The sequence below is a fragment of the Luteimonas sp. MC1782 genome, assembly GCF_014164605.1.
GTDB lineage: Bacteria > Pseudomonadota > Gammaproteobacteria > Xanthomonadales > Xanthomonadaceae > Luteimonas.
The window spans coordinates 208,843-230,102 of the sequence record NZ_JACJFT010000001.1 but is presented as its reverse complement, the minus strand read 5'-3'; the positions used below and the strand labels follow the sequence as shown (position 1 = coordinate 230,102).

Here is a 21,260-nt window from a genome sequence, read left to right as displayed (position 1 = left end):
CCTGCCGTCACGGGTGCGCATCGTCGAGGTCGGGCCGCGCGACGGCCTGCAGAACGAGGCCGCGATCATCGCCACCGCCGACAAGATCGCCCTGGTCGACCGCTTGTCCGCCACCGGCCTGCAGGCGATCGAGGCCACCAGTTTCGTCAGCCCGAAGTGGGTGCCGCAGCTGGCCGACGCCGCGGAAGTGTTCACCGGCATCGCGCGCCGCGACGGCGTGGCCTATCCGGTGCTGGTGCCCAACCTGCACGGCTACACGCGCGCACGCTCGGTCGGCGCCACCGAGGTGGCGGTGTTCACCGCGGCGTCGGACACCTTCAACCGCCGCAACACCAACGCCGGCATCGACGAGTCGCTGGAACGCTTCCGCCCGGTGCTGGCGCAGGCCGCGGAAGACGGCGTGCGCGTGCGCGGCTACGTCTCAACCGCGCTCGGCTGCCCCTACCAGGGCGACGTGCCGGTCGCCGAGGTGGTGCGCGTGGCGCGTGCACTGCATGCCATGGGCTGCTACGAGATCTCGCTGGGCGACACCATCGGCGTGGGCACCCCGGGCAAGGCGCGCGCGATGCTGCGTGCGGTGGCCGGCGACGTGCCGATGGATGCGCTGGCGGTGCATTTCCACGACACCTACGGACAGGCGCTGGCCAATGTACTGGCCTGCCTGGAGGAAGGCGTGGCGGTGGTCGATGCCGCGGTCTCGGGCACCGGCGGCTGCCCGTACGCCAAGGGTGCCAGCGGCAACCTCGCCACCGAGGACCTCGTGTATATGCTGCACGGCATGGGCATCCACACCGGTGTCGACCTCGACGCGCTGGCCGATACCGGTCGCTGGCTGGCGGGGCTGCTTGGCCGCGAAAGCGGCAGCCGGGTGACCCGGGCACGCGCCACGACATGAGCGCATCGGGCCTGCAGGAAACCCCGGTGCCACCGTCGGCCAACGACGGCAGCGCACAGGTCCTGGCAGCGCTCGACTGCGCCTCCCGCGACTCCACCCTGCCCGCCCGCACCCGCGACCTGCTCTGCCGCGCACGCGATGCGCTGCAGGCGGCCAGCGTCGACGCCGAGATCGCGCGCCTGCGCTACCACGCGCTGTTCGACGCGGTGCCGGACCCGGTCAGCATCATCGACGAGCACGGCACCGTGCTCGACCTCAACAAGGCCGGCATGGCGGCCTACCGCCGGCCGCGCGAGGAGGTCGTCGGCCAGCCGATCCACGTGCTCAACCCAGACCTGCCCGAGGACCACATGGGCCCGGTGTGGGAGGCGGTGGACCGCGGCGAGAGCTTCGTCATCGAAGTGAGCAACATGCGCGCCGACGGCACGCGCTTCCCGGTGGAAGTGCATTCGGCGGGTTTCCTGCATGAGGGCCGCAGGTGCGTGGTGGCGGTGGCGCGCGACCTCAGCCGCAGGCAGGAAGCCGAGGTGCGCTACCGCGAACTGATGGAGGTGATCGACAAGGGCATCGTGATCCAGACAGCCGATGGCAGCCTGGTCTACGCCAACTCGGCGGCGCTGCGCATGATCGGCGTGCCCGGGCATGTGCCGGGCTACCCGAAGCAGCGCACGCCGCGGCCAGCCGGCGAATGGATGGTGCTGCGCGAGGACGGCAGCGAAATGCCGGCCGACGAATACCCGGCCATGCGCGCCATCCGCGAGGGCCGCCTGGTCGGCAGCACCCTGCTTGGCCTCTACCACCGCCCCCAACGCAAGCTGCGCTGGCTGTCGGTGACCGCGGTGCCGCAGTACGCCGCCGGCAGCGACCGGCCGCACCAGGCGTTGTCGATGTTCTCCGACGTCACTGCGCTCAAGCGCGACAGCGCGCTGTTCCACCGCGTGCAGGCGCTGGCGCGCATTGGCGGCTGGGAATGGGACCGCGCCAGCGCGCGGCTGTACCTCACCGATGTCGCCGCCGGGATCCTGGCGCAGGCGCAGGTGCCGGCTTCGATCGACGACATGATCGCCTGCCTCGCCCACGACGACCGCCCGCGCTTCCGACGCGCGGTGGAGGCGACGATCCTCGAAGGCCACGGCTTCGACCTCGAGTTGCAGGGCGCGCGGGCCGACGGCCACGCGTTCTGGGTGCGCGTGATCGGCGAGGCCGAGCCTGGCGACCCGGGCGCAAGCCGCATCACCGGCACCCTGCAGGACATCACCGCGCACAAGCAGGGCCAGGAAACCCTGCGCGTGCAGGCGCGCACCGACCCGCTCACCGGGCTGCTCAACCGCGATGCGATCCTCGGCGAACTGGCCGCGCGCATGGCCGATGCGACGCAGTCGCGGGTGGCGGTGCTGTACATCGACCTCGACCGTTTCAAGATGGTCAACGACGTGCTGGGGCATGCCGCCGGCGACGACCTGCTGGTGACCGCCGCGCAGCGCCTGCGCCGCGCGGTGGGCACCGAGGGCCTGATCGCACGTTTCGGCGGGGACGAGTTCCTGGTCGCCTGCTCCACGGCCGACGATCCGGATTGCCCGGAACGCCTGGCGGACGCCATCCTCGACGTGTTCGCGGTGGGCTTCGGCGTGGACAAGGAGGAGTTCGCGGTCACCGCCAGCATCGGCATCGCACGTGCACCCGACGACGGCGAGACGCCGCACGCGCTGATCCAGAGCGCCGACACCGCGATGTACGAATCCAAGCGCCGCGTGCGCAACGGCCGGCAGGTGTTCACCCCGGCCATGGCGCAGTCGCAGCGCGACCGCCTGCGCTTCGAGACGCAGCTGCGCCATGCCGCGGACAATGACGAATTCCACCTCGTCTATCAGCCGCAGGTGGACCTGGCCAGCGGCCGCATCGTCGCCGCCGAGGCGCTGATCCGCTGGCGCAACGAGCGCCTCGGCGAGATGCGGCCCGACCATTTCATCGCCCACGCCGAAAGCACCGGCGACATAGTGCGCATCGGCCATTGGGTGCTGTCCATGGCCTGCCGCCAGGTGGCCGAATGGCGCGATGCCGGCCATGGCATCGTGCGCGTCGCGGTCAACGTCTCCTACCGGCAGTTCCTCGGCGACGACCTCGCCGCCAAGGTGCGCGCGCTGCTCGACGAGTACGCCCTGCCCGGTTCCGCCCTGGAGCTGGAGTTCACCGAGCGCGTGCTGATCGAGGACGCGCCCGAGACGCTGAACACCTTCGCGCAGCTGCGCGCGATGGGCGTCGCGCTGGCGATCGATGATTTCGGCGAGGGCTACAGCGCGCTGAACTACCTGCGCCGCCTGCCGATCCAGGGCCTGAAGCTGAGTCAGCTGTTCGTCACCGGCGTGCCCGGCAACGCCTCGGACGTCGCCGTCTGCCAGGCGGTGGCCGGCATCGCGCACAGCCTTGGTCTGGGCCTGGTTGCCGAAGGCGTGGAAAACGAGGAGCAGCGCGCGTTCCTGCTCGCGCTCGGCGTGCCGGTGGGCCAGGGGTTCCTGTTCGCGCCGGGCCTGCCGGCCGACCAGTTCGCGCTGCGCCTGGGAGCGCCGGTGTCGGGCTAAAATCGCGGGCTCCCTTCAAGGAACCCACTCCATGCGGATCCAGGACACCCGCGCCATCGTCACCGGTGGCGTCTCCGGCCTCGGCCTCGCCGTCGCCACCCGCATCGTCGAGGCTGGCGGCAAGGTCGCGCTGTTCGACGTCAACGACGACAAGGCCGGCGCCGCGATCGCCGCGCTGGGCGAAGCCAACGCACGCTACTTCCGCACCGATGTCACCAGCGAGGATGGCGTGGCCGCCAACGTGGCGGCGGCCAGGGACTTCCTCGGCGGCCTGGACGCGGCGATCAACTGCGCCGGCATCCTTGGTGCCGGCCGCGTGCTCGGCCGCGAAGCACCCATGCCGCTGCAGCAGTTCTCGACCACGGTAATGGTGAACCTGGTCGGCAGCTTCAACGTCGCCAAGGCCGCCGCCGCGCAGATGCAGCACAACGCGCCGGGCGACGACGGCGAGCGCGGCGTGATCATCAACACCGCCTCGGTCGCCGCCTACGAAGGCCAGATCGGCCAGGCCGCGTACTCGGCGTCCAAGGGCGGCGTGGTCGCGATGACCCTGCCGATGGCGCGCGAGCTCGCGCGCTTCGGCATCCGCGTCAACACCATCGCCCCCGGCATCTTCTGGACGCCGATGGTCGACGGCATGCCCGAGGACGTGCAGGCCTCGCTCGGCGCGTCGATCCCGTTCCCCTCGCGCCTCGGCCGCCCCGAGGAGTTCGCCGACCTGGTGGCCTACGTCATCGGCAACCGCTACATCAACGGCGAGACCATCCGCCTCGACGGCGCCGTGCGCCTCGCACCGAAATAAGGACCCACGATGAAGGCCTACGACGTCAAGAAAGGAAACGTGGTCGAACACAACGGCACCGTCTACCAGGTCCGCGACATCGACCGCAGCTCGCCGCAGGGCCGCGGCGGCAACGTGCGCTTCCGGTTCACCATGTACAGCGTGCCCGGCGGCAACAAGACCGACGCCTCGTTCGATGGTGACGACGACCTGGCGGAAGTCGAGCTGCTGCGCCGGCAGGCCAGCTTCTCCTACAAGGACGGCGACGCCTTCGTGTTCATGGACGACGAGGACTTCACGCCCTACCCGCTCGATCCGGCGATGGTCGGCGACGGCGCCGGCTACATCACCGACGGCTTGAGCGGCTGCTACGTGCAGCTGATCGACGACGCCCCGGTCGCCCTCCAGCTGCCGCAGACCGTGACCCTCGAAGTCGTGGAAACCCCGCCCGAACTGAAGGGTGGTACCGCGACCAAGCGGCCTAAACCGGCGCGGCTGTCGACCGGCATCGAGATCCAGGTGCCCGAGTACATCGGCAACGGCGAACGCGTGCTGGTCAACACCACCAGCGGCGAGTTCTCAGGCCGCGCGGACTAGCCCGCGCGCTGCGGAGTGGCCAACGCCCGCAGCCGCAGACCGATGCGCGCGACATTGGCTTCGACCTGGCGCAATGTCGCGCGCATCCCGGGATCCAGCCAGGCGCGAGCCTGCGCGCGCAGATCGGCCTCGACCCCGCGCAAGCGCGCCGCGCGTGCGGCCGCACCGCTGCGCGCCTGTTCGCGCTCCTCATGCTGCGGCAGCCCGTAGCCGGGCAACGACACCAGTTCCGCCGGGCTCGAGAAGACGGACCCGTCGCGAAGCGCCGCCCGCACCACCGGCGCGAGTTCGCCCGCATCGCGCCTGGATAGCCGGCGTTTGAGCACGTCGCGCGCGCGCAGCTCCAGGCGCTGCAATGCCGCTTCCTCCAGCAGCAGCAGCGCCGCCGAGGCGCGCATGTCGGCGTGCGGCAGCCATTCCGCGCGCACCTGCGGCGGCAGCGCGAACCACGCGTCGACATTCTCCGCCGGCAACGCCAACTCCGCGCGCGCGACCTCGTACAGCGCCGCGTAGTGCGTGCTCCAGGGCTCGAACCGGTAGCCGAGGCGCAGCGCTTCCATGGCCCCTGCCGGTACCTGCGCATCGTCCACCACGCCCGCGCGCCGCAACCGCCGCAGCAGGCCTTTCGGCGTAATGCCGGACAGGTCGGCGGCGGCGAGCCGCGGCACGCCATCGTGCAGCAGCTTGAACGTCTCGACTGCGCAGTTGTTGCCGACGAAGCGGTAGTGGCCGTCATAGCTCCAGTGCACGCGCGCGGCGCGCTGCAGCAGCGCCGCGATGTCATCCGCATCCAGGCGCAGCGGCAACGAGTCGAGGCCGCGCAGTTCGACGCGCGTGTATTCGTCGATGACCTGCTGCAGCGGCAGCACGAACAGCCGTGACGGGTAGCCGCCGGTCAGGCCGCGCCAGTTGGAGACCTGCACGTCGTCGACGAAGGCGCGGAACGACAGCACGCGATGGTGGTCGAGGTCGAGCCGGCACTCCGGGCCCGGCGCGCGCCCGGGCGCGCACACCACCAGCCGCAGCATGGAATGACCCCAGCGGCTCATCACCGCGTCGCTGCCGTCCGCCAGCAGGAAATCGACCGCGTACACGCGCGCCGGATCCAGCTCCAGCAGCGGCGCGGCATCGGCATCGGTCAGCACGCCGGCATCCACGTAGGGGAGCGTAACCGGGCACGGCTGCGCGGGCGGCGACCAGCCGAGATGCGCCGACAGGTGCGCGTGCAGCGACGGCCGGCGGCACGCGTACGCGGGATCGAGCAGGAAGTGCTCGAGATTGACCGCGACGAACTCCGCGGGCGACGCGAGCTCGTAGGCATCCGGGCTGCGTTCGCCGAAGGCATTGCGCGCGTCCCGGCCTGGCCACAGCGGCCGCACCTGCCAGCCGGCCAGGTCCAGCGTGCGCGGCTCGCGCGAGAGTCCACCGGGGCCCAGGTCCCAGGCGTGGGCGATCTCGTGGACGAGGGCCGCCACCGCGGCACCGCGCGCGGATGTGGGCCCGCTGGTCGACCACGCGGCCAGCAGGGCGCGATCCAGCATGATGCGCTGGCGGAGGATGCGGCCGTGGACCTGCGCCGGCAGGTCGTCGCGCCAGCCCAGGGTCAGGGTGGCATCCCAGTCCTGAAGCGCGGGCGGCAGCCGCGCCAGCGTGGCCTCCACCAGGCGTCGGCTGGCCTCCAGTTCGGCGTCGGGGATGCCGGCTTCCACGGTCAACAGCAGGGCCGCATGCGCCGGCCACGACACGGCCAGCAAACACGGCAGCAGGCGCGGCGCCCAGCGACGCATCAGCGCATCAGCGCATCAGCGGGCGAGGATCGCCCGCGCCAGTTCAAGGTCGCTGGCCTCGCGAGCCGCGGCGGACTGCCCGCGCAGGTGGCGCAATGCCGCCTCGAGGCGCGCACCGCGGATGCGGCCATCGGTGGCGACGAAACCGGCCGCATCCTCGCGCGCCTGCAGCACGATCTTGTCGTTGCCCGACGTGGATCCGGACGAGCCGGCGCTGGATGCCGAAGAGGCACCGCCGCTGGTGCCGGCGAAGCTGGAGGCGTGCGCGGTGGCGGTGGCGAGGAGGAGCAGCGCGCAGGCGCAGAGCGATCGGATCATGGCGTGGAGTCACTGGTGGGGGAGTCGGCGTCGAACAGCTTGCCGGGGTTGAGGATACCGGCCGGGTCCAGCGCGGCGCGCACCGCGCGCATCACCGCGATCTCCGCCGCATCGCGGGTGGAGCCGAGGAACGCCTTCTTGACCAGGCCGATGCCGTGCTCGGCGGAAATGCTACCGCCATGGCGGTTCAGCAGGCTGGCGAGGTGTGCAGTGACCGCGCCGCAGCGCGCCACGAACTGATCCTGATCCATGTCGGCCGGCTTGAGCACGTTGATGTGCAGGTTGCCGTCGCCGATGTGCCCGAACCAGACGACTTCGAAATCCGGATATTCGGCCGCCAGCAGCGCCTGCGCCTCGGCCAGGAACGCGGGCATCGCCGACACCCGCACGGCCACGTCGTTCTTGTAAGGCAACGATGCTGCGAGGCTTTCGGTGATGTCCTCGCGCAGCCGCCACAGCTGCGCTGCCTGCGCGTCGCTGCCGGCAATCACGCCGTCGGCCACCCAACCCTGCTCCGCGCAGTGGCTGAAGGCGTCGAGCAGGCGCGGATCATCGGCGCCGTCGGCAGCGAACTCGGCCACCACGTAGTACGGATGCACGTCGGCGAACGGCGCCTGCGCGCCATGCGCGAGCACGTGGTGCAGGGCGCGATCGGTGAAGAACTCGAACGCCTCCAGCGCAAGCCGCGCGCGCAGCGCCTGGAAGACCTGCATCAGCACCGCGAACGAGGGCAGCGCCAGGAGCATGGTCGCGGTGGGCGGCGGCGGCGCGGTGAGCCGCAGCGTGGCTTCCACCACCACGCCCAGCGTGCCCTCCGAGGCGATGGCGAGATGACGCAGGTCGTAGCCGCTGGAGTTCTTCACCAGGCCGCGGTTGAGGTCTAGGACGTCACCAGCGACCGTCACCAGCTTCAGCCCGGCGACCCATTCGCGGGTGTTGCCGTAGCGCAGCACGCGGATGCCGCCGGCGTTGGTGGCGATGTTGCCGCCGATGGTGCAGGAGCCGCGCGAGGCGAAATCGACCGGGTAGTACAGTCCGTGGCTGCGCGCCGCCTCCTGCACCGTCTCCAGCGCGACGCCGGCCTCGACGACCAGCGTGCGGTCGACCGCATCGAAGGCGAGCACGCGGCGCATGCGTTCCAGGCTCAGCACCAGCTCGCCGTTGGCGGCCACCGCGCCGCCGGACAATCCCGTGCGGCCACCTGACGGGACCACCGCCACGCCTTCCACCCCGGCCCAGCGCAGCACCGCGGAGACCTGCGCAGTGCTGGCCGGAAACGCCACCGCCAGCGGCGCGGGCGTCCAGCGCCGGGTCCAGTCGCGGCCGTAATGCAGCAGGTCGTGGGCCTCGGTGGTCAGCGCCAGGCCCGGGACGGCGTCATGCAGGCGCTGGAGGCGCGGATCGTTCATCGGGACCTCGGCTGGCTGCAGTGCGGCCAGCCTGCCAGCCGCCCGTGCCAGCGTCCAGCGCTGCGGTGCAACATGCGCGCCCGGCTGGCACACTTGGGGGCCCGCCCGGCGCATCCGCATGCTCAAGACCTCCTACCCCCGCAAGGACATCCGCGTGCTGCTGCTCGAGGGCGTCAGCGACAGCGCGGTCGAGGTGTTCCGCAATGCCGGCTACTCGAACATCGAGGCGTTCGCGTCGTCGCTGCCCGAGGGCGAGCTGCGCGCGCGCATCGCCGAAGCGCACATCGTCGGCATCCGCTCGCGCACCCAGCTGACCGCCGAGGTGCTGGCCGACGCGCGGCGCCTGCTGGCGGTCGGCTGCTTCTGCATCGGCACCAACCAGGTGGACCTGGATGCCGCCGAGCTCGCCGGCGTGCCGGTGTTCAACGCCCCCTACTCCAACACCCGCAGCGTGGCCGAGCTGGTGATCGCCGAGGCTATCATGCTGATGCGCGGCATCCCGCGGAAGCACGCGGCCTGCCTGCGCGGCGACTGGCTGAAATCTGCGACCGGCAGCCACGAGGTGCGCGGCAAGACGCTCGGCATCATCGGCTACGGCCACATCGGCACCCAGGTCGGGCTGCTGGCGGAAGGCTTCGGCATGCGCGTGCTGTTCCACGACATCGAGGCCAAGCTCTCGCTCGGCAACGCGCAGGCCGCGACCGGCCTGGACGACCTGCTGGCGCGCTCGGACGTCGTGACCCTGCACGTGCCGGAGAACGCGTCCACGCGGATGATGATCGGCGCCGCGGAACTGGCGGCCATGAGGCCCGGCGTGCACCTGATCAACGCCTCGCGCGGTACCGTGGTCGACATCGACGCCCTGGCCGCGGCGCTCGACAGCGGCCAGGTCGGCGGCGCGGCGGTGGATGTGTTCCCGGTGGAGCCGAAGGGCAACGATGACGCGTTCGCCTCGCCGCTGACGCGCTTCGACAACGTGATCCTCACCCCGCACGTCGGCGGCAGCACGCTCGAGGCGCAGGACAACATCGGCATCGAGGTGGCGTCGAAGCTGGTGCGCTACAGCGACAACGGCAGCACGCTGTCGGCGGTCAACTTCCCCGAGGTCACCCTGCCCGGGCACGAAGGCAGCCAGCGCCTGCTGCATATCCACCGCAACGTCCCCGGCGTGCTGTCGCAGGTCAACGACATCTTCTCGCAGGCAGGCGTGAACATCGACGGGCAGTTCCTGCGCACCGACAGCAAGGTCGGCTACGTGGTGATCGACATCACCGCCACGCCGGAGCAGGCGCAGGGCCTGCGGACCGCGCTGGCCGCGGTGCCCGCCACGCTGCGCGCGCGCATCCTCTACTGAGGCGCGCGCGCCAGCCACTTGCGCGCCATGCGCCGCAATGAGGGGTCGATGCCGTCGTCGTCGGCGGCGACGGCGGCGATGTCGCGCCACGCCAGCGCATGCGACTCGTCGCTGACGACATAACGCTCGTCGGCGCCCGCGCGCACCACGTAGCGCACGTCGTGGTGCCAGTGGCCCGGGACCTCGTTGCGCGCCGGGATCCAGTGCCGGTCGAGGTCGAAGATCCCGCCTTCCACCGCCAGCCCGATGAGCCCGGTCTCCTCTTCAGCCTCGCGCAGGGCGACGCGCGCAAGGTCGCGATCACCATCGGCGTGGCCGCCCGGCTGCAGCCAGCGGTCGAGCTTGCGATGGTGGGTGAGCAGCGTGCGCCCGCCGTCGGCACTCACCACGAACGCGGACGCGGTGAAATGACCCGCCAGTCGCGTGCGCAGGAATGGATCTTCCCGATCGCGCAGGAGCTCGATGAACACCCGCGCCGCGTCCCCCTCATCCGGCATACGTCGCGCGTGCGCGGCAAACGCAACGGCGAGCAGATCGACGGCTGGATCGCCGCCAGCGTACGGATGGATGGTGCATTGCGACATTCTTCGGCTCGCGCTCGGCGGTCCATTATCGCCCTGCACATGCCCGACGATCCCGCTTGTGATCCCCGCCATGCTTTGGCAAGGTACGGCAGCCATGGTGCCCACGGCGCCGTCAAATGCAGCGCGGTCCCCACGCCGTCCGTTGCCACAACGAAGGGGAACACGCGAATGCTCAGGGACCTCATGCGGGTCAAGGCGATCGAGCCTGCTCCACACGTCGATGCCGGCGAACCGGTCGAGGGCAGCCTGCAGGGCGAGATCAGCCTGAAGCGCACGCTCACCGCGACGCAGCTGTTCCTGCTGGGCGTGGGCGCGGTGATCGGCGCGGGCATCTTCGTGCTGACCGGGCATGCCGCGGCGGAACACGCCGGGCCGGCGGTGGTCCTGAGCTTCGTGCTGGCGGGCTTCGCCTGCGCATTGGCGGGCCTGTGCTACGCCGAGTTCGCGTCGATGATGCCGGTCTCCGGCAGCGCCTACTCCTATGCCTACGCCACGCTCGGCGAGTTCGTGGCGTGGTTCATCGGCTGGTGCCTGGTGCTGGAATACCTGTTCGCGGCCTCCACCGTGGCGGTCGGCTGGTCGGGCTACCTCAACGGCTTCCTCGGCACGCTCGGCATCCCGATCCCGGATGCACTGTCGATGGCCACGTTCACCGTCACCAACGGCGAATTCGTGCGTACCGGCGCGATCCTCAACCTGCCGGCTGTGGGCATCGTGGCCGCGGTGAGCGGCCTGTGCTACGTCGGCATCACCCAGTCTGCGTTCGTGAACTCCATCATCGTGGCCATCAAGGTCACGGTGATCATGCTGTTCATCGGCTTCGGCCTGCAGTACATCGACCCGGCCAACTGGCAGCCCTTCATCCCCGACAACGAGGGGCCGGGCAAGTACGGCGTGGAAGGCATCGTGCGCGGCGCGTCGATCGTGTTCTTCGCCTACATCGGCTTCGATGCGGTCTCCACCGCGGCGGGCGAGGCGAAAAACCCGCAGCGCGACATGCCGATCGGCATCCTCGGGTCGCTGGTGTTCTGCACCATCGTCTACATCCTGGTCTGCGGCGTGCTGACCGGCCTGGTGCCGTACCCGCAGCTGTCGACGCCGAAGCCCGTGTCCACCGCGCTGGAGGCCTACCCGAGCCTGCTGTGGCTGAAGTCGCTGGTCGAGGTGGGTGCGATCGCCGGCCTGTCGTCGGTGATCCTGGTGATGCTGATGGCGCAGCCGCGCATCTTCTACAGCATGGCGCGCGATGGCCTGCTGCCGAAGATCTTCGGCCGTGTTCACCCGAAGTACCAGACGCCCTACGTGGGCACGATCATCGTCGGCGCGATTGCCGCGTGCCTGGCGGGATTCCTGCCGATCGGCCTGCTCGGCGAGATGGTGTCGATGGGCACCCTGCTGGCGTTCGCCACGGTGTCGGCCGGCGTGCTGGTGTTGCGCATCAAGCGGCCCGACCTTGCGCGTCCGTTCCGGGTGCCGCTGGTGTACGTCGTGTCGCCGCTCGGCGTCGCGGCCTGCCTGTACCTGTTCCTGCCGCCCTTCATGGAGCACTGGCCGCTGTTCGTGGGCTGGATGGCCATCGGCATGGTGATCTACTTCGGCTACGGCCACTGGCACAGCAAGCTGCGTACGCGTTGAGGGCGGGCCGCCATGACTGACGTCGTCGCCAGCGCGAAGAAGATCGGCCCGGTGCTGGCGACGTTCGTCGTCGCCAACAACATGATCGGCTCGGGATTCTTCCTGCTGCCGGCCACGCTGGCCAAGTCCGGCGGCGTGACCGCGCTGGCCTGGCTGCTCGGCACGATCCTCGCGATCGTGCTCGGCGCGGCGTTCGCGCGGCTGGCGCGCGCCTACCCGGACATGACCTCGCCCGACGACTACGTGCGACCCGCTTTGGGCCGCGACATGGGCTTCCTGGCCACCACGCTGTACTGGATCTCGTCGTGGATCGGCAACAACGCCATCGCGGTGGCGGCATTCGGCTACATCGTGGCCCTGCTCCAGCTGGGTGACGGACAGGGCGTGCGCCTGTTCGGCCAGGTCGCGCTGATCTGGCTGATGTTCGCCATCAACCTGATGGGGCCGCGCCCGATCGCGCGCTTCCAGTCGTTGTGCGTGGTGTTTGGCCTGCTGCCGGTGGTCGCGGTGCTGACCGCCGGCTGGGGCAGCTTCGACCCCGAGATCTACCGCGCCGCATGGAATGTCAGCGGCGAGACCGACGCGGTGGTGGTGATGGCGTCGCTGGCGCCGATCTTCTGGGCGTTCGTGGGCCTTGAGACCGGGGCGATGGTCGCCGGCGTGGTGCGTGACCCGGACCGCAACGTGCCGCGCGCCACCATCGGCGGCATCCTGATCGCCGGCGTGGTCTACCTGGTGTCGTCGGTGCTGATGATGGGCATCGTGCCCGCCGAACGCATCGCCGAATCGAGCGCGCCCTTCGCGCTGGTCGCCGGCGAGATGTTCGGAGTGTGGGCGGTGCCGGTGATCGCGGCGGCGGCGGCCATCAAGGCGACCGGCACGCTGGGCGGCTGGATGCTGGTCAGTGGCGAATCCGGCGCGCGCGCCGCGCATCGCGGCTTCCTGCCGGCGATCTTCGGACGCCTGAATCCCAACGGCTCGGCGCGCTGGGGGCTGTTCATCATCGCGTCGGCGATGACCCTGATCGCGGTGTTCACCCTGGCGCCGACGGTGTCGTCGCAGTTCGAGACCATCATCAACATGGTGGTGACGCTGGTGGTGATGGCGTACATCGCAGCCGGCCTCAGCCTCCTGCTCGGCTCGCCGGAGCTGCCGTCGGGCCCGCGCGAGCGCCTGCTCGGCATGGGCGCCCTGGTTGCCTGCGGCCTGCTGGTCTATTCCACGCCGGTGGACACGCTGGTCGGCGGGCTGGTGATCGCCCTGCTGTGCTGGGCCGGCTACCGGGGATTCGCGCGCCGCGCCACGCGTTAGACCCGCGCGGTAGAATCCGGGCATGGCCGACACCCTGCCCTACGACACCCACGCACTGCGCGAGCGCGCCGGCGAACTCATCATCAACGTGCGCGAATTGTCCGCGGCCGGCTGGACACCCGCGACCAGCAGCAACTTCTCGCGCCGGCTCGACGACCGCCACGCCGCGATCACCGTTTCCGGCCGCGACAAGGGCAAGCTGTGCGAGGCCGACATCATGGTCGTGGACTTCGACGGCCGCGCCGTCGGCAGCGACCACCGGCCCTCGGCCGAGACCCTGCTGCACACCCAGCTGTACCGCCGCTTTCCCGACATCGGCTGCGTGCTGCATACGCACTCGCGCACGCAGACCGTTGCCTCGCGGCTGTACGCCGGTGCCGGCCACGTGCACCTGGCCGGCTACGAACTGCTGAAGGCGTTCGCCGGCACGTCCACACACGAGGTGGAACTCGACCTGCCGGTGCTGCCCAACAGCCAGGACATGCCCACGCTGGCCGCGCAGGTCGACGCCCTGCTCGACGATGGCCCGATGTGGGGCTACCTGATCGACGGCCATGGCCTGTACGCCTGGGGCCGCGACATGGCCGAGGCGCGCCGCCACCTCGAAGCCTTCGAATTCCTGCTCGGCTGCGAGCTCGAGCTGTTGCGGCTGCAGCCGCGCCACTGATCCACAGGAGTCCCCCATGAGCCGCCTGCGCATCTTCGCCGACGACACCCCCACCACCCCGCTGCTCGACACCGGCGACGGCGACGCCATCGCGCGCGAGCTGAACGCGATCGGCGTGACGTTCGAGCGCTGGCAGGCCACGCAGCCGATCGCCGCGGGCGCGTCGCAGGACGAGGTGATTGCCGCGTACAAGGCCGACATCGACCGCATCAGCGCCGAGCGTGGCTTCACCACCGTCGACGTGATCAGCATCGCCCCCGACAATCCGAAGCGCGAGGAAATGCGCGGCAAGTTCCTGGATGAGCACTTCCACAAGGAAGACGAGGTGCGCTTCTTCGTCGCCGGGTCCGGGCTGTTCACCCTGCACGTCGACGGCAAGGTCTACGAGATCGAGTGCGTCAAGGACGACCTGATCGCGGTCCCCGATGGCACCACGCACTGGTTCGACATGGGACCGGAGCCGGAATTCGTCGCCATCCGCTTCTTCCAGCAGCCCGACGGCTGGGTCGGCCACTTCACCGGCACCGACATCGCGCGGAAGTTTCCCCGCTACGAAAAAGGCGCGCGCTGAGGCGCGGCTTCCATGAAAACGACTGTACTCACCGACATCGAGGGCACCACGGGCAGTATCGCGTTCGTGCGCGACGTGCTGTTTCCGTACGCGCGGCGCGAGCTGCCACGGTTCGTGCGCGAGCGCGGCCATGACCCCGAGGTGCGGCGCTGGCTCGACGAGGTGGCCACCGCGCATGGCGCGATGTGCGACGACGCGATGATCGTCGAGACGCTGCAGGGCTGGATCGACGAGGACCGCAAGCACACCGCGCTCAAGGCGCTGCAGGGCATGCTGTGGAGCGACGGTTACCGGCGCGCCGATTTCACCGCGCACATCTACCCGGACGCGGTCGCGGGGCTGCGCCGCTGGCACGACGCGGGCCACCCGCTGGCGGTGTACTCATCCGGTTCCGTGCCCGCGCAGAAGCTGTTCTTCGGCCATTCCGATGCCGGCGACCTGCTGCCACTGTTCGACGCGTTCTTCGACACCGAGGTCGGCGGCAAGCGCGAGGCCGCGAGCTACGCCAACATCGCGGCGCGCCTGCAGCGCGACCCGGGCGAGATCGTCTTCCTGTCCGACGTGGTGGCCGAACTCGACGCCGCACGCGATGCCGGCCTGCGCACGGTGCTGGTCGACCGACTGCAGGATTACCCGGAGCCGCGCACGGGCGATGCGGCCAACGGCCACGCGCGCGTGGATTCGTTCGACGCCATCACGCCCTGACCTGTCCGCGCAACTATCGGGTCGCCGTGGCGAGACCCGTGCCCCCGTGCGCCGCCTTCCAGCGTGATGCGCCGTGCCCGGGAGCGGCCTGGTCCAGGCGATAGCGGGTCAGGGCGCGCTGCTCGCCGTGCCAGCGGTCGAACGTGCGCACCTCGACCTCATGCTCGCCCGGCGCGAGGTCGGTTGGCAGCGCGCCGCGCCAAAGATGTGCCGAGACCTCGGCTTCCGGCGAACGGTCGTAGCCACGCAGCGCACCGGCGGCGTCATCGCGCACGTTCTCGGCCAGCAGCCGCGGGTCGGCGCGCAGCACCTTGGCCATCGCGCGCCAGTCACCGCGGTCGATGCGGTACTCGACCACGCTGTCGTCCTCGGCCATGAACACGTTGGCGTAGACCGCCCAGGCCGGATAGGCACCGTGGCGCAGCACCGCGGGCGCGTGCAGCGCCATGGCCTGGGTAAAGGCCGGGTCGTGCGTCGGCAGCCGCGCCGGGTGCCAGGACAGGCGGTAATCGCCGTCGGGAGCGATCCGCAGCAGCGCGTGGCCGTTGGGCGTGCCGTCGGCCATGGTGGCGTCCGGGATGCCTTCGGCATCCGGAGCGCCCGACCAGAACGCGCCGCTGGCCGCGCCGACGTTGTACTCGTGCAGTGGCGTGGCGCCGTGCCAGCCGTCCGCGGGCCCGTGCCGGTAATGACGCTGGGTGTGGCGATGCCCGCTGAGCACGAGCACCTTGGGGAAATCGCGCAGCATCGCGAACAGCCGCTCGCGGTCGGCGCGGCGGAAGGTCTCGGCGCGGCCCGGCGCCGCGGTGTCGAACAGCGGGATGTGCATCGCCAGCACCAGCAGGCGGTCGTGCGGCTGGGCGGGTAGCCACGCCTCGAGCATCGCGAACTGGTCCTCGCGCAGGCCACCGACGTAGCCGCTGCCCGCACCCGGCAGCTTGACGACGTTGTCGAGCACCACGAACGCCGCCTCCGGCTCCTCGCGCACGTAGCTGTCCGGGCCATAGCTGCGGTGGAACGCCGACAGCGAACCGGCATCGCCTTCCGCGCCCGGGTCCAGGTCGTGGTTGCCCGGCACGTGCAGCCACGGGATGCCGAGCCGCGCGGTGGCCGCATTGACCTCCGGGTACAGCGCGACGGCGTCATCGACGATGTCGCCCAGGGTGATGCCGAGATCGGCACCCATGCCGCCATCGGCGCGCAACGGCTCGACGATGTCGCGCGCGTAATAGTCGATGTCGCGCGCCGACTTCACCTGCGGGTCGGCGAACAGCAGCACGGTGAGCGCATCGCGGGCCGTGGCCGGGCCCGCCAGCGCCAACAGCAATGCAATCCCGGTAATCCAGCGCAGCAAAGGCATACCTGCTCCGTCGTGATCGGTGGCCCATTATGCCGGCGACCCGCGTTTGCAAAAGTACGACGCCGCGGGGATATGATCAGCCCAGACGGGGGGGCAGGGGCGACATGGAAGCAGGCATGTGCAGATGGGCATGATCCAGGCGCGGCCCGGACCCGCCAGGGGCCTGCTGCTGACCTGCCTCTGCCTGTTGCTGGCATGCGCCACAAGCGCGTGGGCCGCGCCCACGCTGGGCCTTGGCGCAACGACCGGCGAGGTCGCGCTCGCGCCCTACATGAGCTACCGCCACGACACCGACGCCAGCGACGGGGTGGAGGACGCGTGGCGGCGCGTCGGCAACGGCGTGTTCGCACCGCTGCCGCGCAGCGATGCCACCTTCGGCTTCCAGAACGGCGCGTTCTGGTTCCATGCGGCGATCATCAACGAGAACCGCGCGGAACCGCGCTGGCTGCTGGTGCAGGCCTATCCGCTCAGCGACCACATCGACCTCTATGTCCGTTACCCCGACGGGCGCATCGAGCACCGCGCGGGCGGCGACACCCTGCCCTTCGCCGCGCGCAGCATCCGCTACCGGCATCCCAACTTCCTGCTCGACCTGCCGGTGGGCCAGCGCGTCGAACTGCTGATCCGGGTGCAGAGCCAGAGCTCGATGCAGGTGCCGCTGGTGCTGTACACCCCGAGCGCGTTCATCGAGATGTCGCGCGATGCGCAGTTCGCCATCGGCCTGTATTACGGCATCCTGCTGGCGCTGTTCTTCTACAACCTGGTGCTGTGGCTGGTGCTGCGCGATGCCAGTTACTTCTGGTACCTGTTCCACATCGGGGCGTTCGGCCTGGTGCTGTTCTGCCTGAACGGCCTGGGCTTCGAGTACCTGTGGCCGGACAACACCTGGCTTGCCGACAAGTCGGTGCCGCTGTCGATCAGCCTGGCGCTGGTGGGCATGCACCAGTTCGCGCGCGTGTTCCTCGGGCTGGGCGAGCGCTGGCCGCGCGGCAATGCCGTGAGCATCGCCGCCATCGCCGCATTCGTGGCATTCGGCATCGCCGCGATCATCGTGCCCTACCGCATCATCACCCAGGCGGTGTCGCTGGCGGTGCTGGCCAGCATCATCTGGATCACCATCGTCAGCATCGTGGCGCTGCGCCGAGGCTACGCGCCGGCGCGGCTGTTCCTGCTGTCGTGGAGCATGTTCCTCGCCGGTACCGCGGTGTTCACGCTGGTCGCGTTCGGCGTGTTGCCCAAGTCGTTCATCACCGAGTACGGCGTGCAGCTGGGCTCCGCGCTGGAGATGCTGTTCCTGTCGATCGCGCTGAGCTACCGGTATGCGTCACTGCGCAACGAGAACGAACGCATCGTCAGCGACGCCAACCTGATGCTCGAGCGCAAGGTGGCGCAGCGGACCAGCGAGGTGCGCAATGCGCTGGCGCAGCTGGAGGAGGCGCATGCGCGGCTGCACGATTCCAGCCGCCGCGACGGGCTGACCGGCCTCTACAACCGCACCTATTTCCACGAAGCCTTCGAGCGGATGCTGCGCGAGTGCAACGACGGCGGCAAGCCGCTGTCGCTGCTGATGATCGACCTCGACCATTTCAAGTCGGTCAACGACGAGCACGGCCATTTGGTGGGCGACGACTGCCTGCGCTGGGCCACGCAACGCATCGGCCGTGCGCTGCGGCCACACGACGCGTTGCCGGCGCGCTTTGGCGGCGAGGAGTTCGTGGTCGCGCTGCCGGGCCACGACCTGCACGCCGCGGTCGCGGTGGCCGAGGCGGTGCGCCAGTCGCTCATTGCAGAGCCCTGCATTTCCAATGGCGACACCATCCACATGTCGGCCAGTGTCGGCGTGCACACCATCGAGCCCGGCACGATCGACGACATCGACGACGCCTTCCAGATCGCCGACCAGGCGCTGTACAGCGCCAAGGCCAACGGCCGCGACTGCGTGAAGACGTCGGCGTCGGTGGCCTGAGCGCTCGTGCCTGGCAATCAGGCGTTGCGCGCGCGCAGCACCTGGTCCAGGTCGGCCAGGCCCAGGCCGCGGGCGCGCAGCAGGACCAGCAGGTGGTACGCCAGGTCGGCGGCTTCGCCCAGCAGCGCGGTGTCGTCCTCGACCACCGCGGCCAGCGCGGTCTCCACGCCTTCCTCGCCGACCTTCTGCGCGATGCGGCGGATGCCGCCGGCCAGCAGCCGCGTCGTGTAGCTGCCTTCGGGCATGCTGGCGGCACGGCCTTCGATGACCCGGTCGAGGTGCGCAAGCGCGCTGCCCGTCGCCCCTGCGAAGCAGCTGTCTCGGCCCAGGTGGCAGGTGGGTCCCTGCGGCTCCGCCGTGACCAGCAGGGTGTCGGCATCGCAGTCGGCCTCGATGGCCACCAGCTTCAGATGGTGCCCACTGGATTCGCCCTTGACCCACAGGCGCTGGCGGCTGCGGCTGAAGAAGGTGACCAGGCCGCTCTCCTGCGTGGCCGCAAGCGACTCGGGGGTCATCCAGCCCAGCATCAGCACCTGCCGCGTGCGCGCATCCTGCACGATCGCGGGCAGCAGCCCGCCGCCCTTGTCCCAGTCCAGCGCCGGCATGGCGTCACGCATCGCGCACCTCGATGCCCTGCGCGCGCAGGGCCTGTTTGAGAACGGGGATGGCGATTTCGCCGGAGTGGAAGACGCTGGCGGCCAGCGCCGCATCGACGTCAGCCTCGCGGAACACTTCGGCGAAGTGCGCGATCGCGCCGGCGCCACCCGATGCCACCAGCGGCACCTGGCATGCCTTGCGCGCGGCGCTCAGCTGTTCGATGTCGTAGCCGACACGCGCGCCGTCGCTGGCCATGCAGTTCAGCACCACCTCGCCGGCACCGAGCGCCTGCACCTCCTCGATCCAGTCAAGCGTGCCCCGCCCGGGGGCGCGCATCGCCGCCGCATCGCCGGTGTGGCTGCGCACGCGCCATTTGCCGTCGGCCTCGCGCAGCGAGTCGATACCGACGACCACGCACTGCACGCCGAACGCGTCCGCCAGCTCGGTGACCAGCGCCGGACGCTCGAGCGCGGGCGTGTTGATCGAGATCTTGTCGGCGCCCGCGTGCAGCACGCGGCGCGCGTCGTCGACGCTGCGGATGCCGCCGGCGACGCAGAACGGGATATCCAGCAGCCGCGCCAGGCGCTCGATCCATGCGATGTCGACGCTGCGCCCGCGCGGACTGGCGCCGATGTCGTAGAACACCAGCTCGTCGGCACCCTGGTCGCGGTAGCGCTGCGCGAGCGTGGCGATGTCACCGACGTCGACGTGGTCGCGGAAGCGCACGCCCTTCACCACGCGTCCGTCCTGCACGTCGAGACAGGGAATGATGCGGCGGCTCAGCATGGCGGCGCCTGCCCGGATGCGGCTGCGTCATCAAGCGCAAGCGCGTCGTGCAGGCCGAGCCTGCCTTCCAGCAGCGCCTTGCCGAGCACGATCCCGTCGCAGCCGATGGCGCGCGCCGCGGCGATGTCGTCGGCGTCTCGGGCTCCGCCGCTGGCCTGCAGCCGCAGCGTCGGGGCCAGCGTGCGCAGGCGCGCATACAGCGAAAGGTTGGGGCCGGAAAGCATGCCGTCGCGGCCGATGTCGGTGCACAGGAGATGCTGCAGCCCGGAGCCGGCATGGAACGCGACCAGCGCGTCCAGTGTCTCCGCGGCGTCCTCGGTCCATCCGTGTGTGGCTGGGCGCCACTGCCCGTCGGCTGCCTGGCGCGCGTCCAGCGCGACCACGATCCGCGCCGCGCCATGCCGCGCCACCCAGCCTGCGACCATGTCGCGCCGGGCGACCGCCAGCGAGCCGATGACCACGCGGTCCGCGCCGGCGTCCAGCATCGCGTCGACATCGCCCTCGCTGCGCACGCCGCCACCGGTCTGCACCGACAGGCCGGTCTGCGCCTTGATGCGCGACAGCAGCGGCGCCAGCGTGTAGCCGCCGGCACGTGCCGCGTCGAGATCGACCAGGTGCAGCCAGCGGGCACCCGCTTCGGCGTAGCGCATGGCCAGATCCAGCGGCGCATCCGCGTAGCGCGACTCGCGCGCGTAGTCGCCCTGCGCCAGTCGCACCACGCGGCCATCGCGGACATCGATCGCGGGATAGACGTTGAACCTCATGCACGCGCTCCAAGGAAATTGTGCAGCAGCCGCGCGCCGGCTGCCCCCGAACGCTCGGGATGGAACTGCGCGCCGGCCACGAGGTCCTGCTCCACCACTGCCGCGAACGACGTACCGTGCGTGCAGTCGGCCACGCAGTTGCCTGTCACGGGCGCAGCGTAGCCATGCACGAAATAGACCCATGCCCCGTCCTCGATGCCGGCCATCAGCCGCGAATCGCCGCGCATGCGCAGCCGGTTCCAGCCCATGTGCGGGACGCGCAGGCCCGGCGCCGGCGCCAGCCGCCGCACGCTGCCGCGCAGCAGGCCGAGGCAGGGCACGTCGCCCTCCTCGGAGTCCTCGAACAGCAGCTGCATGCCCAGGCAGATGCCCAGCAGCGGAACCGTCGGCTCGCGCAGCACCGTGTCGAAACCACGCTCGCGCAGCAGCCGCATCGCCGGCGCGGCGGCACCGACACCCGGCAGGATCACGCGTGCGGCGCCACGCAGCCCATCGGCATCGCGGGCGATGCGAGGCCTGGCGCCGAGCCGCTCGAGCGCGTAGCGCACCGAGCCCAGGTTGGCGCCGCCGGCATCGATGATGACCACGTCCATG

The 21,260-nt window shown here is 70.4% G+C and carries 19 protein-coding genes and 1 pseudogene; 11 read left to right on the top strand and 9 right to left on the bottom strand.

What is annotated here, in order from left to right; all coding sequences use genetic code 11:
- The first annotated feature begins 1 nt into the window (after position 1).
- Genes H5368_RS01130 through yeiP form a run of 4 tightly spaced genes read left to right on the top strand, consistent with a single transcriptional unit; the run spans position 2 to position 4,852 of the window.
- Positions 2-895 (top strand): hydroxymethylglutaryl-CoA lyase, encoded by an 894-nt coding sequence (locus H5368_RS01130; RefSeq protein WP_182823644.1) that lies wholly within the window; start codon positions 2-4, stop codon positions 893-895.
- Complete coding sequence (locus H5368_RS01125; RefSeq protein ID WP_182820575.1) at positions 892-3,474, top strand: EAL domain-containing protein; 2,583 nt, start codon at positions 892-894, stop codon at positions 3,472-3,474. The genes H5368_RS01130 and H5368_RS01125 overlap by 4 nt, the downstream gene beginning before the upstream one ends.
- A gap of 31 nt (positions 3,475-3,505) precedes the next feature.
- On the top strand, positions 3,506-4,276 hold the full coding sequence (locus tag H5368_RS01120) for an SDR family NAD(P)-dependent oxidoreductase (RefSeq protein ID WP_182820574.1): 771 nt from the start codon (positions 3,506-3,508) through the stop codon (positions 4,274-4,276).
- 9 nt (positions 4,277-4,285) lie between these two features.
- Positions 4,286-4,852 (top strand): elongation factor P-like protein YeiP, encoded by a 567-nt coding sequence (gene yeiP, locus H5368_RS01115; protein ID WP_182820573.1) that lies wholly within the window; start codon positions 4,286-4,288, stop codon positions 4,850-4,852.
- Here the strand turns inward: yeiP and H5368_RS01110 are convergent.
- The 3 genes from H5368_RS01110 to H5368_RS01100 are packed head-to-tail and all read right to left on the bottom strand — an operon-like array spanning position 4,849 to position 8,366.
- Complete coding sequence (locus H5368_RS01110) at positions 4,849-6,639, bottom strand: DUF4105 domain-containing protein (RefSeq protein ID WP_182820572.1); 1,791 nt, start codon at positions 6,637-6,639, stop codon at positions 4,849-4,851. The genes yeiP and H5368_RS01110 overlap by 4 nt on opposite strands.
- Positions 6,640-6,654: 15 nt before the next feature.
- The gene (locus tag H5368_RS01105; RefSeq protein WP_182820571.1) at positions 6,655-6,957 is read right to left on the bottom strand and encodes a DUF2388 domain-containing protein; all 303 of its coding nucleotides are present in this window, start codon (positions 6,955-6,957) and stop codon (positions 6,655-6,657) included.
- Entirely contained in the window at positions 6,954-8,366 is a 1,413-nt protein-coding gene (locus H5368_RS01100) for an FAD-binding oxidoreductase (protein WP_182820570.1), read from the bottom strand. Before H5368_RS01100 ends, H5368_RS01105 begins: the two co-directional genes overlap by 4 nt.
- A gap of 112 nt (positions 8,367-8,478) precedes the next feature.
- On the opposite strand from H5368_RS01100, the gene serA reads away from it, so the two are divergent.
- Positions 8,479-9,720: a phosphoglycerate dehydrogenase gene (gene serA / locus H5368_RS01095; RefSeq protein ID WP_182823642.1), complete on the top strand. Its 1,242-nt coding sequence runs from the start codon at positions 8,479-8,481 to the stop codon at positions 9,718-9,720.
- Here the strand turns inward: serA and H5368_RS01090 are convergent.
- Positions 9,714-10,217, bottom strand: coding sequence for an NUDIX hydrolase (locus tag H5368_RS01090; protein WP_185115586.1), 504 nt, complete (start codon positions 10,215-10,217; stop codon positions 9,714-9,716). The two genes, serA and H5368_RS01090, sit on opposite strands and share 7 nt — an antisense overlap.
- Before the next feature lie 255 nt (positions 10,218-10,472).
- Here H5368_RS01090 and H5368_RS01085 point away from each other — a divergent pair, with 255 nt between their 5' ends.
- The 5 genes from H5368_RS01085 to mtnC are packed head-to-tail and all read left to right on the top strand — an operon-like array spanning position 10,473 to position 15,193.
- Complete coding sequence (locus H5368_RS01085; protein WP_182820568.1) at positions 10,473-11,939, top strand: amino acid permease; 1,467 nt, start codon at positions 10,473-10,475, stop codon at positions 11,937-11,939.
- 12 nt (positions 11,940-11,951) lie between these two features.
- Positions 11,952-13,250: an amino acid permease gene (locus H5368_RS01080; protein ID WP_182820567.1), complete on the top strand. Its 1,299-nt coding sequence runs from the start codon at positions 11,952-11,954 to the stop codon at positions 13,248-13,250.
- Positions 13,251-13,272: 22 nt separating this feature from the next.
- Complete coding sequence (locus tag H5368_RS01075) at positions 13,273-13,917, top strand: methylthioribulose 1-phosphate dehydratase (protein WP_182820566.1); 645 nt, start codon at positions 13,273-13,275, stop codon at positions 13,915-13,917.
- Positions 13,918-13,933: 16 nt separating this feature from the next.
- Complete coding sequence (locus H5368_RS01070; RefSeq protein ID WP_182820565.1) at positions 13,934-14,488, top strand: acireductone dioxygenase; 555 nt, start codon at positions 13,934-13,936, stop codon at positions 14,486-14,488.
- Between the two features lie 12 nt (positions 14,489-14,500).
- Entirely contained in the window at positions 14,501-15,193 is a 693-nt protein-coding gene (mtnC, locus tag H5368_RS01065; protein ID WP_182820564.1) for an acireductone synthase, read from the top strand.
- A gap of 79 nt (positions 15,194-15,272) precedes the next feature.
- Here mtnC and H5368_RS01060 read toward each other — a convergent pair.
- Positions 15,273-16,472: pseudogene (locus tag H5368_RS01060) on the bottom strand (calcineurin-like phosphoesterase C-terminal domain-containing protein); the annotation flags it as partial.
- 205 nt (positions 16,473-16,677) lie between these two features.
- Here H5368_RS01060 and H5368_RS01055 point away from each other — a divergent pair.
- Positions 16,678-18,519 carry a diguanylate cyclase gene (locus tag H5368_RS01055; protein WP_182820562.1) on the top strand — a complete coding sequence of 614 codons (1,842 nt, stop codon included), beginning with the start codon at positions 16,678-16,680 and terminating at the stop codon, positions 18,517-18,519.
- A 17-nt stretch (positions 18,520-18,536) separates the two neighbouring features.
- On the opposite strand, the gene hisIE is transcribed toward H5368_RS01055, so the two are convergent.
- Genes hisIE through hisH form a run of 4 tightly spaced genes read right to left on the bottom strand, consistent with a single transcriptional unit; the run spans position 18,537 to position 21,259 of the window.
- A complete protein-coding gene (gene hisIE, locus H5368_RS01050; RefSeq protein WP_182820561.1) occupies positions 18,537-19,136 on the bottom strand; it encodes a bifunctional phosphoribosyl-AMP cyclohydrolase/phosphoribosyl-ATP diphosphatase HisIE in 600 nt (199 codons plus the stop codon).
- Positions 19,129-19,902, bottom strand: coding sequence for an imidazole glycerol phosphate synthase subunit HisF (gene hisF, locus H5368_RS01045; protein WP_182820560.1), 774 nt, complete (start codon positions 19,900-19,902; stop codon positions 19,129-19,131). The genes hisIE and hisF overlap by 8 nt, the downstream gene beginning before the upstream one ends.
- Entirely contained in the window at positions 19,896-20,666 is a 771-nt protein-coding gene (locus H5368_RS01040) for a HisA/HisF-related TIM barrel protein (protein ID WP_182820559.1), read from the bottom strand. Before H5368_RS01040 ends, hisF begins: the two co-directional genes overlap by 7 nt.
- On the bottom strand, positions 20,663-21,259 hold the full coding sequence (gene hisH / locus H5368_RS01035; protein ID WP_182820558.1) for an imidazole glycerol phosphate synthase subunit HisH: 597 nt from the start codon (positions 21,257-21,259) through the stop codon (positions 20,663-20,665). Before hisH ends, H5368_RS01040 begins: the two co-directional genes overlap by 4 nt.
- Between the last annotated feature and the right edge of the window lies 1 nt (position 21,260).

Excerpts from the sequence above, each read along its gene's own strand:
- H5368_RS01085 (WP_182820568.1), top strand. The coding sequence starts at position 10,473 with ATGCTCAGGGACCTCATGCGGGTCAAGGCGATCGAGCCTGCTCCACAC.
- H5368_RS01040 (WP_182820559.1), bottom strand. The coding sequence starts at position 20,666 with ATGAGGTTCAACGTCTATCCCGCGATCGATGTCCGCGATGGCCGCGTG.
- hisF (WP_182820560.1), bottom strand. The coding sequence starts at position 19,902 with ATGCTGAGCCGCCGCATCATTCCCTGTCTCGACGTGCAGGACGGACGC.
- H5368_RS01090 (WP_185115586.1), bottom strand. The coding sequence starts at position 10,217 with ATGCCGGATGAGGGGGACGCGGCGCGGGTGTTCATCGAGCTCCTGCGC.
- H5368_RS01055 (WP_182820562.1), top strand. The coding sequence starts at position 16,678 with ATGGGCATGATCCAGGCGCGGCCCGGACCCGCCAGGGGCCTGCTGCTG.
- hisIE (WP_182820561.1), bottom strand. The coding sequence starts at position 19,136 with ATGCGTGACGCCATGCCGGCGCTGGACTGGGACAAGGGCGGCGGGCTG.
- hisH (WP_182820558.1), bottom strand. The coding sequence starts at position 21,259 with ATGGACGTGGTCATCATCGATGCCGGCGGCGCCAACCTGGGCTCGGTG.
- H5368_RS01070 (WP_182820565.1), top strand. The coding sequence starts at position 13,934 with ATGAGCCGCCTGCGCATCTTCGCCGACGACACCCCCACCACCCCGCTG.
- yeiP (WP_182820573.1), top strand. The coding sequence starts at position 4,286 with ATGAAGGCCTACGACGTCAAGAAAGGAAACGTGGTCGAACACAACGGC.
- H5368_RS01075 (WP_182820566.1), top strand. The coding sequence starts at position 13,273 with ATGGCCGACACCCTGCCCTACGACACCCACGCACTGCGCGAGCGCGCC.
- H5368_RS01110 (WP_182820572.1), bottom strand. The coding sequence starts at position 6,639 with ATGCGTCGCTGGGCGCCGCGCCTGCTGCCGTGTTTGCTGGCCGTGTCG.
- H5368_RS01120 (WP_182820574.1), top strand. The coding sequence starts at position 3,506 with ATGCGGATCCAGGACACCCGCGCCATCGTCACCGGTGGCGTCTCCGGC.
- H5368_RS01125 (WP_182820575.1), top strand. The coding sequence starts at position 892 with ATGAGCGCATCGGGCCTGCAGGAAACCCCGGTGCCACCGTCGGCCAAC.
- H5368_RS01080 (WP_182820567.1), top strand. The coding sequence starts at position 11,952 with ATGACTGACGTCGTCGCCAGCGCGAAGAAGATCGGCCCGGTGCTGGCG.
- H5368_RS01105 (WP_182820571.1), bottom strand. The coding sequence starts at position 6,957 with ATGATCCGATCGCTCTGCGCCTGCGCGCTGCTCCTCCTCGCCACCGCC.
- mtnC (WP_182820564.1), top strand. The coding sequence starts at position 14,501 with ATGAAAACGACTGTACTCACCGACATCGAGGGCACCACGGGCAGTATC.
- H5368_RS01100 (WP_182820570.1), bottom strand. The coding sequence starts at position 8,366 with ATGAACGATCCGCGCCTCCAGCGCCTGCATGACGCCGTCCCGGGCCTG.